We start from the raw sequence: 11,103 nt of genomic DNA on the forward strand, positions 1-11,103 counted from the left end.
GAATTTTAGTGAGTCCGCTGGTTTTCCTGCTCTTCCAGCTCCGCCTTGTAACGATAGGCGTCCGACTCTACGTGAAACATCCCGACCAACTGGTCTTGTTGGTAAACGTCCCAGATCTGAATGCCATCGGCAACGGCTTCATGAGAGAGGTGGGCTTCGTCACGCTCAGTAACTTTTACGGTCATATTGATAGCTCCTGACTCTAGAAACTGCGGCGATGTGTCGCAGGCCTCTTTTATAGAATCGGTTAGCTTGCTAAGTAAACAGGCAATTTTTGCGGTACTGGCCCATTGAACTTTTTGCGGGGCTGGAGGCTTTGAATGGCGGGGCTTTCAGGTTTTGCGAGGGGGAAATGAAGGATTCTTCATGAAGGGTTCACGAATGAATTCGCCCCTGCTGTAGGAGCGAATTCATTCGCGAAAGAGGCTTAGCTACCCTTCACAGCCTTGCCATTCACAGTACCGTCCAGCAGCATGATGTTGTATTCCTTGCCGTCGGTTTCGACCTGTTGCAGGCGGACCAGCAGGTAGTCCCAATCCTTGGCGAACCACAGCACGGTGGTGCGCTTGCTTTGAGTCGGGTCACGTACGCGCTCGACCTTGATGGCATCGACCTGGCCTGCCTTGGTGGCGACCGTTTCCGAGCCCAGCACACGGAAGTCATAAGTATCGATTTCGTCACCATCGACGACCTGATAGCTCATGCTCTTCTTGCCGGCTGCCACGTCATGCTGCAGGGCCAGTTGGTAGGTGGACTTGTCGAGAACGCCACGGTTGAGCGGCAGCTTGATCGCGTCGCCACGGTCGCTGCCGGTCACGAACTTGGCGTTCCAGTCGAAGGCCAGATCAACCTTCTTGGATTTGCCCAGGCCGCTACGCTCGAAGTTGTAGGTCTGAGGCAGCATCACGTCCTTGTCGACTTTCAGCGTGCTGACTTCCGTCAGGCTGGCGATCATCATCGAGGCCTTGAAGTTGAGGGTCCAGGTGCCGTTGGGGCCGGCTTCCAGGCTGCGTTCGGCTGTACCGCTCATTGGAAGCTGTTTCCAGTCGGCGGTATAGCTTGCGGAGAAGGGTTGAAGATCTGCTGCATGTGCCGCAGGCAGTGCGAACAGAGCGAAAGCGAAGAGCAAGGCACGACGCATGGTATCTCCTAGTTTTGAATCAAGTGTCCGGTGGGCGGAAGCAGCTTGCCATCCAGTAATGAGCCTTCATCGCCAAGCCTCAATCGGCCTTCGGCGAACCAGCGTATGGCCAGCGGGTAAATCCGGTGTTCCTGAACATGGACTCGCTGCGCAAGTGTGGCTGGCGAATCCTGCAACTCTACCGAAATCACAGCCTGTACGACCAGTGGTCCGCCATCGAGTTCCTCGGTGACGAAATGCACGCTGCAGCCGTGTTCGGTGTCCCCGGCTTCCAGAGCCCGCTGATGGGTATGCAGGCCTTTGTAGCGAGGGAGCAGGGAAGGGTGGATATTGAGCAGGTGACCCTGGTAGTGACGAACGAAGTCCGCCGTCAGGATGCGCATGAATCCGGCCAGTACCACGAGCTGTGGCTTGAAGGTGTCGATCAGTTTCATCAGGGCGGTATCGAAGGCTTCGCGGCCTTCGTATGCCTTGTGATCCAGGACGCAGGCTTCGATACCTGCGTCTCTGGCGCGTTGCAGACCGAACGCATCGTCACGGTTGGAAATGACGGCCCGGATACGGACGGGGCTGGCCCCGTCCTTGAAACTGTCGATCATGGCTTGCAGGTTGCCACCGGTGCCGGAAAGCAGCACTACGACATCGCAGGTGGCAGACATCAATGCGCCTTGAGGTTCTTCAGCTCGACTTGTGCTGCGCCTTCGGCGGCGGTGGCGATCTGGCCGATGACCCAAGGCTGCTCGCCCGCTTCGCGCAGTACGTTCAGGGCGGTTTCAACGTGCTCCTGAGCAACGCAGATAACCATGCCGACGCCGCAGTTCAGGACGCGGTGCATTTCGTTTTCTTCGACGTTGCCTTGCTGCTGCAACCAGTCGAATACCGCAGGGCGTTGCCAGCTGGCAACGTCGACCACGGCTTGTGCGCCTTCCGGCAGTACACGCGGGATGTTGTCCAGCAGGCCGCCACCGGTGATGTGGGCCATGGCCTTGACCGCGCCGGTTTCCTTGATCAGCTTGAGCAGCGGCTTGACGTAGATGCGGGTTGGCGCCATCAGCAGGTCGGTCAGGGGCTTGCCGTCCAGCTGGATGTTTTCGATATCGGCACCTGCCACTTCGATGATCTTGCGGATCAGCGAGTAACCGTTGGAGTGCGGACCGGACGATGGCAGAGCGAGCAGGGCGTCACCGGCAACGACTTTCGAGCCGTCGATGATGTCGGCCTTTTCCACGACGCCGACGCAGAAGCCGGCCAGGTCGTAGTCTTCGCCTTCGTACATGCCAGGCATTTCGGCAGTTTCGCCGCCAACCAGCGAGCAGCCGGCCAGTTCACAGCCCGCGCCGATACCGGTCACGACCTGAGCCGCCGTGTCGACGTTGAGCTTGCCGGTGGCGTAGTAGTCGAGGAAGAACAGGGGCTCTGCACCGCAGACCACCAGATCGTTGACGCACATGGCGACCAGATCGATGCCGATGCTGTCGTGCTTGTTCAGGTTCAGGGCCAGACGCAGCTTGGTGCCTACGCCGTCGGTGCCGGAAACCAGAACCGGTTGTTTGTAGCCGGCCGGGATTTCGCAGAGGGCGCCGAAACCTCCCAGGCCGCCCATGACTTCCGGACGCTTGGTGCGCTTGGCGACGCTCTTGATGCGTTCGACCAATGCTTCACCGGCGTCGATGTCTACACCGGCGTCTTTGTAGCTCAGGGAGGGTTGCTTGCTCATAAAAATCCAGGCCTTTAGGGGGGATTCGGGGGTATCGACCGCTGCGGCGGGGCCGGTTCAAGGTTGCGCTTTCGCGCAGTGCCATTTCAGGCCGCCACCATCGCCAGTCTGCGAAGGCGCGCGATTTTATCAGGCTTGCTGCCCGTGAGCCATCCTTGGGCCGACGGGCAGGGGGGTATCAGGCAAAAATAAAATCCGGATCGGCGATTCAGGCCTTCCTTAATAAGCTGTAATTTTATGTGAATGATTGGCAAGGACCTGCTGTCTGAGGCATGTTGAGCATCTTTATACGGTCTCAACAGGCTATGTGAAAACTACTGCGCTCGGTCATGCTGCGTTGAAAACAGGCTCGGAATGCTCATTTACAACACGTAGACTCCGCTTCCTCGCCTGTTTTCGCCTTGCCTGACCTTCGCTCGCTACGTTTTCACACCGCCTGTAAATACCGTTTTTTCCGTTCGGGAACTGTCCATGCGTTTTTCTAGATTCCTTTTCGTCGGCTGCCTGTCCCTGTTCAGCCTGCCCGGCCTTGCCGAGACCGTGAGCAATTTGTATCAAGTGCGTGAAACTGTCAGCGGCCAGTCGCCCGAGGAGCGTACCCGCGCGACTCAGGCTGCCCTTGAAACACTGGTAGTGCGCCTGACCGGCGATACCAAGGCTGCCCAGGGTTCGGCCTTGGCCGAGTTGCGCAAGGATCCGCAACAGATCATCAGCCAGTACGGCTATGAAGCCGGCCCGCCTGAAACCCTGCTGGTGGATTTCGATCCGGCCACTACCGACCGTTCCCTGCGTCAGGCCGGCCTGTCGATATGGGGCAGCAATCGCCCGTCGATCCTGGGTTGGTGGCTGCTGGACTCCACCGAAGGTTCCAATCTGGTCGGCGATGGCCAGACTTCTGCCGAGCCCCTGCGCCGTGCAGCCCAGCATCGTGGCATGCCTTTGCGTCTGCCGCTGGCTGACCTGAGCGAGCAGGGCATTGGTACGGCGCAGCATCTTGAAAGCAACGATGTCACGCCGTTGAAAGAAGCTTCCGAGCGTTATGGCGCCGACGCCATTCTTGCCGTGCATGCCAAGGAAGAGGCCGGACAATGGCAGGGCAAGTGGCGGTTGTGGCTGGGTGATCAGCGCGAGCAGGGCACCGCCACCGGCGCCAATCCAGAAGCGTTGGCCGATTCCGTTCTTCTGGCAGTGAGCCAGCGTCTGGCGCCACGCTTTGTGGCCAAGCCGGGGGCGTCCACCGGGCTGGTATTCCAGGTGCAAGGCATGACGCTGGAGCGTTATGCACAATTGCTTAATCTGCTTGAACCCTTTGGCGCCAGGCTCCAGTCGGTCGAGGCTGATCGCGTGACTTTTGAAGTCACGAGCAGCCCGGAGCAGCTACGCTCGCAATTGTCCCTGGCAAAATTGCAGGAAGTGCCTGCCAGCGAAGCTGCGACCGCTACCACTGCGCCAACTGCTCCAGCCGCGCCAGTCGATGCCGGTGCGCCGCCTGCTCCTTCTGCCGGCGCGCCAACGATTGTCCCGGTGTCTGCACCGCAACTGTATTTCCGTTGGTAGCCTGGCAAAGAGTGCCGGAGTACGTTTTTTCCTGGGGTTGGGGTCATTGATGACTGATACAAGGCGTTGGTACTTGCTTGGCGGGATTGCTCTGCTGGCTGCGTTCATATTTATGCTGCATCCGATTCTGATGCCGTTTCTGGTAGCGCTGCTGCTGGCCTATATGGGTGATCCGCTGGTTGATCGTCTTGAAAGGTTAGGGATGTCGAGAACGCTGGGGGTGGTGGCGGTATTCGGTCTGTTCACGCTGGTGCTGATGGCGCTGCTGCTGGTTCTGGTGCCGATGCTGGCCAAGCAGTTGTTCCGTCTTTATGAGCTGGCCCCGCAGATTCTCGACTGGTTGCAGCATACGGCTTTGCCGTGGGTGCAAGCCAAGTTCGGCTTGTCTGACGGTTTCTGGAAGTTCGACAAGGTCAAGACGGCAATTTCCGAGCACATGGGCAAGGCGGGGGATATCGTCAGCGTGGTGTTGTCGCAAGCCACGGCATCGAGCCTTGCGCTGATCGGCTGGCTGACCAATCTGGTGCTGATCCCGGTGGTGTGTTTCTACCTGCTGCGTGACTGGGACCTGATGATGGGCAAGGTCCGTGGCCTGCTGCCTCGTCATCGTGAGGATCAGGTCGTGAAACTGGCCGGCGAATGCCATGAGGTGCTGGGTGCGTTCATTCGTGGCCAGTTGCTGGTGATGGTCGGTCTGGGTGTGATCTACGCGGCTGGCCTTATGCTGGTCGGTCTTGAGCTTGGACTTCTGATCGGCGTGATCGCTGGGCTTGCGGCCATCGTGCCTTATATGGGCTTTGTGATCGGTATCGGTGCTGCACTGGTTGCCGGGTTGTTCCAGTTCGGCGGCGAGCTGTATCCGCTGCTGGGCATCGTTGCCGTGTTCATGATTGGCCAGATGCTCGAAGGCATGGTGCTCACGCCGTTGCTGGTGGGCGACCGGATCGGTCTGCATCCGGTGGCAGTGATCTTTGCGATTCTGGCCGGTGGCGAGCTATTCGGTTTTACCGGCATTCTGCTGGCGTTGCCGGTAGCGGCAGTGATCATGGTGCTGGTGCGTCATATTCATGACATTTATAAGAGCTCCGAAGTCTACGGCGGCATGGAAGACCCTGATCTATAGAGCTTTGTCGTTCTCCTGAATCCGGCGCTCAGACATTTTCGCCAACAGGGTCATGCAGGCCCGGTTGGCGAAGGTTTGTAGCGCCAAAGCGCAAGTCTTTGATTTTGCTTGGGGTATGGCGCATTGTGCCGTCGCCGTCACGGGTATAAACTTTGCGCACTTTCCCAGAGGCCCTTAGCGGTTCGCCTGAACCGTGTCAGCCAGCATGAAACCGATTCAGCTGCCCCTGAGTGTTCGTCTGCGTGATGACGCCACTTTCATCAATTACTATCCCGGCGCCAATGCTGCGGCACTCGGCTATGTCGAGCGCCTGTGCGAGGCCGATGCGGGGTGGACGGAAAGCCTGATCTATCTGTGGGGCAAGGATGGCGTGGGTCGTACGCACTTGCTTCAGGCTGCGTGCCTGCGCTTCGAGCAGATGGGTGAGCCTTCGGTGTATCTGCCCCTGGCCGAAGTGATCGATGAAGGCGTCGAGCTGTTCGATCACCTTGAGCAGTACGAGCTGGTTTGCCTGGACGACCTGCAAGCGGTAGTGGGGAAGCCGGAGTGGGAAGAAGCGTTGTTTCATCTGTTCAACCGTTTGCGTGACAGCGGGCGTCGCCTGCTGATCGCCGCCTCCCAGTCGCCACGCGAGTTGCCGGTCAAGCTGCCTGACCTCAAATCCCGACTGACCATGGCGCTGGTGTTCCAGATGCGCCCTCTGTCCGATGAGGACAAGCTGCGCGCCCTGCAACTGCGTGCTTCCCGTCGCGGCCTGCACCTGACCGACGAAGTCGGGCATTTCATCCTCACCCGCGGCACGCGCAGCATGAGCGCCTTGTTCGAGTTGCTGGAGCGTCTTGATCAGGCCTCTCTTCAGGAAAAGCGCAAGCTGACCATTCCCTTCTTGAAGGAAACCCTGGGTTGGTAGATCAGGCCTTGCTGATGCAGACGGCGGCAGCACTGCGCCATGCTCAGCGGATCCTGGTGATTACCGGCGCGGGGCTTTCGGCTGATTCGGGTCTGCCGACCTATCGCGGTGTTGGCGGGCTGTATAACGGCAAGACCGATGATGGCCTGCCGATCGAGGTGGCCTTGTCGGGGCCGATGCTGCGCCGTGATCCCGAACTGTGCTGGAAGTACATTGCCGAGCTGGGCAAGGCCTGTCTTGGCGGGCAGCCCAATGCTGCGCATTACGCCATTGCTCAATTGCAGAGGATCAAGCCCGAATGCTGGGTGCTGACCCAGAACGTCGATGGCTATCATCGCGCCGCAGGCAGCCCGCCTGAGCGCCTGATCGAGATCCACGGGCAAATTGCTCCACTTTTTTGCCAGGCCTGTGGCGAAAAAGACCCTCATTTGAGTGAACACCTGCAACGTCCGTTGCCGCCCTTGTGCGAGAAATGTAGTGGCGTTTTGCGACCGTCCGTCGTGCTGTTTCAGGAGATGTTGCCGGAGCAAGCTCTTGAAACACTTTATGAGGAGATGGCCAAAGGCTTTGATGCAGTGCTGAGCATTGGCACCACCGCCAGCTTCCCCTATATCCACGAACCTGTGCTGCGCACCCGTATTTGCGGGGGATTCACCGCAGAAATCAATCCGGCGGCCACCGATCACAGCGCGCAGATGGACGTTTTTCTGAAGTGCCGAGCGGCACATGTCATGGAAAAACTCATAAGTCACATTTGATTCGATTGAATTTGCAAATCATCTTGATAGCGGGCATAGTCTCGCCTTCTTAACAGTTCAGCCACGGTCGTGCCCATGCAAGTAGTTCGCTTCGCACCCCTCGTGCCCCTCGCACTCGTTACTTTTTTGTTTGGTTGCTCTGCCAATTTACCGGTATCTCAAGAGCAACAACCGCAGTACACGAATTCCACCAGCTCGCAGTCTGCTGCTCGCCGTGCAGACGCAGCCATGTTGCAGGAAGAACTCGCCACCGAAGACGAACTGGCCGGTTTTGCTGACAACAAGCCTTACCAGTTGCCGGTTCTGGCCGACAGCATCCTTGAGCGTGGCAAGTCCCTGATCGGTACGCGCTACCGTTTCGGTGGTTCTTCGACCACTTCGGGTTTCGATTGCAGCGGTTTCATCGGTTATCTGTTCCGCGAAGAGGCTGGCATGAGCCTGCCGCGTTCCACTCGCGAAATGATCAACGTGAATGCGCCTCTGGTTTCGCGTAATGACCTCAAGCCCGGTGACCTGCTGTTCTTCAGCACCCGTGGTCGCGGTCGTGTGAGCCACGCAGCCATTTACCTGGGTGACGATCAGTTCATCCATTCCAGCAGCCGCCGCAGTGGTGGTGTGCGCATCGACAGCCTCGATGACGCTTACTGGAGCAAGACCTTCATCGAAGCCAAGCGTGCTCTGGCAATGGCTCCTTCCAGTGAGCCGGCCCAGACCACTGCAATGACATCGACTACAATCAAGCGCCATAAATGATGTGATACGCAGACAGGCATGAGCCTGTCTGCCTTTTTCGATTCTCGGCAGCGTAGGCCGCATCCAGATCAGGTTGTTGTGGTTATGTCGATTACGTTACGTCTGGCGGTCATCTCCATCGCTGCGTTGCTGGGTGCTTGTGCCAGCTCGCCACCTCCTCAGTCCCGTGTCGTTCAACGCCCGGTGCTTTCTGCTCCCCCGCAAGTTCTCTCCCAGGCTGCCGAAGACGTACTGTTCCGTGCGCTTGGGCTGGTCGGCACGCCTTATCGCTGGGGTGGCAACACGCCGGATTCGGGGTTCGATTGCAGTGGCCTGATCGGCTATGTGTATCGTGACGCGGCGGGTATCTCGTTGCCGCGCTCCACCCGCGACATGATCGTGATGGGTGCGCCGAATGTCGGGCGTGAACAACTGCAATCCGGTGATCTGGTGTTCTTCGCAACATCGGGTGGCTCGCAGGTTTCCCATGCGGGCATCTATGTCGGAGAGGGGCGCTTCGTGCATGCCCCGGCGACCGGTGGCACGGTGAAGCTGGACAGCCTGGACAAGCCGTATTGGCAAAAGGCCTATCTCAACGCCAAGCGCGTGATCCAGCCCTCGAACCTGGCGCAGAACGCACAACTGCATAATTAACACCCGCGTAGGAGCGAATTCATTCGCGAGACGTCATTGAAGGCCTATACATTTTCTTCGGATGTACAGGCCTCTCGCGAATAAATTCGCTCCTACTCAGCCTGTTTTCAACGCGGCATGACCGAGCGCAGAGCCTCTACCGGGGCGTGGGTCATTTCACCGACGTTACCCGCCAGATCTTGTTGCCCACATCATCCGCTACCAACAACCCGCCATGCTGGTCATTGACCACACCCACCGGGCGCCCCTGGGCTTTTTCGTCTGCACTCAGGAAGCCGGTCAGTACATCCACTGGTGCGCCAGTGGGTTTGCCGCCGCTGAAGGGGATGAACACCACTTTATAGCCGCTGTGTGGCTTGCGATTCCATGAGCCGTGCTGGCCGATGAACAGGCCTTCGTTGAACGGCGCCGCCAGTGTCTTGCCATCGGCGAACACCAGCCCCAGCGATGCCGTGTGCGGACCGACCGCGTAATCCGGGGAGATGGCCTTGGCGACCAGTTCCGGTTTCTGGGGTTTGACCCGCACATCTACATTCTGGCCGTAATAGCTGTAGGGCCAGCCATAGAAGCCGCCATCCTGAACCGAGGTGACGTAGTCAGGCACCAGATCGCTGCCGATCTCGTCGCGCTCGTTGACGGCTGTCCACAATTTGCCGGTGTGCGGTTCCCAGTCCATGCCATTGGGGTTGCGCAGGCCCGAGGCGAAAATCCGGTGCTGGCCGGTGGCAGCGTCCACTTCCCAGATCGCGGCGCGGCCTTCTTCCTGATCCATGCCGTTTTCGCCCACATTGCTGTTGGAGCCGACCGTCACATACAGCTTGCTGCCGTCCTTGCTGGCAATCACGTTCTTGGTCCAATGATGGTTGAGCGTGCCGCCAGGCAAGTCGACGACCTTGGTCGGCTGGGCGCTGATGGAGGTCTGGCCGGTTTCATAGGGGAAGCTGATCAGGCGGTCGGTGTCGGCTATGTAGAGCTTGTTGCCGACCAGGGTGATGCCGAAGGGCGAGTTGAGGTTTTGCAGAAAGGCCGTGCGGGTCTCGGCCACGCCGTCGTGGTCTTTGTCGCGTAGCAGGGTGATACGGTTGGCGCTGGGTACGCCAGCCCCGGCACGGTTCATGACCTTTTCCATGACCCAGCCGCGTATGCCTCTGGAGTCGTCGGGTTTGGGCGGTGCATTGGTTTCCGCAACCAGCACGTCGCCATTGGGCAGCACGTACAGCCAGCGCGGGTGATCCAGCCCTTCGGCAAAAGCCGCGACCTGAGTGCCGGGCGCTGCGACCGGTTTGGCGTTCTTTTCCCAGCCCACGGCGGGCGCGATATTGACGGTTGGGATCAGGGTCTTGTTCGGCTCGGGCAGCCTGGGCGAAGGGCCGGTGCCATCCGAGACTTGCAGTGTCGAGGACTCGCCGCAGGCTACAAGGCCCCCGGCAACCAGAAGCAGCAAGGCAAGCTGTGGTTTAAGTGTGAACATGCCGATCTCCATAACGGTCAGTGGTCAGTTAAAAGATAGGAGATACCTGCACTGTCGAGGTTCAATCCTGTTGTGTCGATTGACGCTCCCACCCCAACCCTCTACCCTTCGCGGCTTGTTTCAGGTGCTTTGCAGTCCTCGATTGGCAAAGTGAAACAGGGAAGCCGGTGAGGAGGCATTGCAACTCCGATCCCGGCGCTGCCCCCGCAACGGTAAATGAGTCAAGACTGCGCTCGATGCCACTGTGTCCCAGGACACGGGAAGGCGCGCAGAGAAGGCAGATGCCTGCTCATGAGCCCGGAGACCGGCCTGATCCACTCAACAGCATCACGGCGGGCGATGCTCTGCGCAGGGCTTTGCCGTGCTGTCTGATGCTGTCCTTCCGTCTGCTTTCGCGTGCCCTCAAGCGGAGAGCTGAGATGAACGAATCCCCCGAACGTGACGAACGTCATCTGGCGCGCATGCTGCGCAAGAAGGCGGTAATTGACGAGCGTATTGCCAACGCTCCCAACGAGTGTGGCTTGCTGCTGGTATTGACCGGCAATGGCAAGGGTAAAAGCAGCTCTGCATTCGGCATGCTCGCCCGGGCCATGGGGCACGACATGCAGTGCGGCGTGGTGCAGTTCATCAAAGGCCGCAACAGCACTGGCGAAGAACTGTTCTTCCGGCGTTTCCCCGAGCAGGTGCGTTACCACGTGATGGGCGAGGGTTTCACCTGGGAAACCCAGGATCGTCAGCGTGATATCGCTGCCGCTGAAGCCGCCTGGGAAGTTTCCCGTGAAATGCTTCGCGACCCGAGCATCGGGCTGGTGATCCTCGATGAGCTGAATATCGCCCTCAAGCACGGCTATCTGGATCTGGAACAAGTACTGAGTGACCTGCAAGCCCGTCCACCGATGCAGCATGTGGTGGTGACTGGCCGTGGCGCCAAACCCGAATTGATCGATCTGTCCGATACCGTTTCCGAGATCGGCGTAGTCAAGCATGCGTTCCAGGCCGGAATTCGTGCGCAAAAAGGCATCGAGTTGTGAGTAAACCGT

12 protein-coding genes and 1 riboswitch are annotated in these 11,103 nt (G+C 58.9%); of the genes, 7 read left to right on the forward strand and 5 right to left on the reverse strand.

What is annotated here, in order from left to right; genetic code table 11:
- Positions 1-5: 5 nt before the first annotated feature.
- The 4 genes from Q6A51_RS06765 to purM all read right to left on the reverse strand — a co-directional run bounded on the left by Q6A51_RS06765 (position 6) and on the right by purM (position 2,858).
- Positions 6-185 (reverse strand): hypothetical protein, encoded by a 180-nt coding sequence (locus tag Q6A51_RS06765; RefSeq protein ID WP_200999973.1) that lies wholly within the window; start codon positions 183-185, stop codon positions 6-8.
- A gap of 242 nt (positions 186-427) precedes the next feature.
- Entirely contained in the window at positions 428-1,141 is a 714-nt protein-coding gene (locus Q6A51_RS06770; protein WP_201017253.1) for a DUF3108 domain-containing protein, read from the reverse strand.
- A gap of 8 nt (positions 1,142-1,149) precedes the next feature.
- Complete coding sequence (purN, locus tag Q6A51_RS06775; protein ID WP_304574402.1) at positions 1,150-1,800, reverse strand: phosphoribosylglycinamide formyltransferase; 651 nt, start codon at positions 1,798-1,800, stop codon at positions 1,150-1,152.
- Positions 1,800-2,858 (reverse strand): phosphoribosylformylglycinamidine cyclo-ligase, encoded by a 1,059-nt coding sequence (gene purM / locus Q6A51_RS06780; protein WP_117185134.1) that lies wholly within the window; start codon positions 2,856-2,858, stop codon positions 1,800-1,802. Before purM ends, purN begins: the two co-directional genes overlap by 1 nt.
- 471 nt (positions 2,859-3,329) lie before the next feature.
- Between purM and Q6A51_RS06785 the strand changes: the two genes are divergently transcribed.
- The 6 genes from Q6A51_RS06785 (at position 3,330) to Q6A51_RS06810 (ending at position 8,592) form a co-directional block, all read left to right on the forward strand.
- Positions 3,330-4,415, forward strand: a complete 1,086-nt coding sequence (locus Q6A51_RS06785) for a DUF2066 domain-containing protein (protein ID WP_201017252.1) — start codon at positions 3,330-3,332, stop codon at positions 4,413-4,415.
- Positions 4,416-4,464: 49 nt separating this feature from the next.
- Positions 4,465-5,538, forward strand: a complete 1,074-nt coding sequence (locus Q6A51_RS06790) for an AI-2E family transporter (protein WP_201017251.1) — start codon at positions 4,465-4,467, stop codon at positions 5,536-5,538.
- Positions 5,539-5,743: 205 nt separating this feature from the next.
- Entirely contained in the window at positions 5,744-6,448 is a 705-nt protein-coding gene (hda, locus tag Q6A51_RS06795; protein WP_200999968.1) for a DnaA regulatory inactivator Hda, read from the forward strand.
- Positions 6,442-7,206 carry an NAD-dependent deacylase gene (locus Q6A51_RS06800; protein WP_304574403.1) on the forward strand — a complete coding sequence of 255 codons (765 nt, stop codon included), beginning with the start codon at positions 6,442-6,444 and terminating at the stop codon, positions 7,204-7,206. Before hda ends, Q6A51_RS06800 begins: the two co-directional genes overlap by 7 nt.
- 75 nt (positions 7,207-7,281) lie before the next feature.
- Positions 7,282-7,959: a C40 family peptidase gene (locus Q6A51_RS06805; protein WP_304574404.1), complete on the forward strand. Its 678-nt coding sequence runs from the start codon at positions 7,282-7,284 to the stop codon at positions 7,957-7,959.
- Positions 7,960-8,043: 84 nt separating this feature from the next.
- Entirely contained in the window at positions 8,044-8,592 is a 549-nt protein-coding gene (locus Q6A51_RS06810; RefSeq protein ID WP_200999965.1) for a C40 family peptidase, read from the forward strand.
- Between the two features lie 151 nt (positions 8,593-8,743).
- On the opposite strand, the gene Q6A51_RS06815 is transcribed toward Q6A51_RS06810, so the two are convergent.
- A complete protein-coding gene (locus tag Q6A51_RS06815) occupies positions 8,744-10,063 on the reverse strand; it encodes a PQQ-dependent sugar dehydrogenase (RefSeq protein WP_304574405.1) in 1,320 nt (439 codons plus the stop codon).
- A 105-nt stretch (positions 10,064-10,168) separates the two neighbouring features.
- Positions 10,169-10,390, forward strand: a riboswitch (cobalamin riboswitch).
- A 92-nt stretch (positions 10,391-10,482) separates the two neighbouring features.
- Between Q6A51_RS06815 and cobO the strand changes: the two genes are divergently transcribed.
- Entirely contained in the window at positions 10,483-11,094 is a 612-nt protein-coding gene (cobO, locus tag Q6A51_RS06820; protein ID WP_200999963.1) for a cob(I)yrinic acid a,c-diamide adenosyltransferase, read from the forward strand.
- Positions 11,095-11,103 lie beyond the last annotated feature (9 nt).

This window comes from Pseudomonas serbiensis (assembly GCF_030580745.1).
Classification (GTDB): domain Bacteria; phylum Pseudomonadota; class Gammaproteobacteria; order Pseudomonadales; family Pseudomonadaceae; genus Aquipseudomonas; species Aquipseudomonas serbiensis.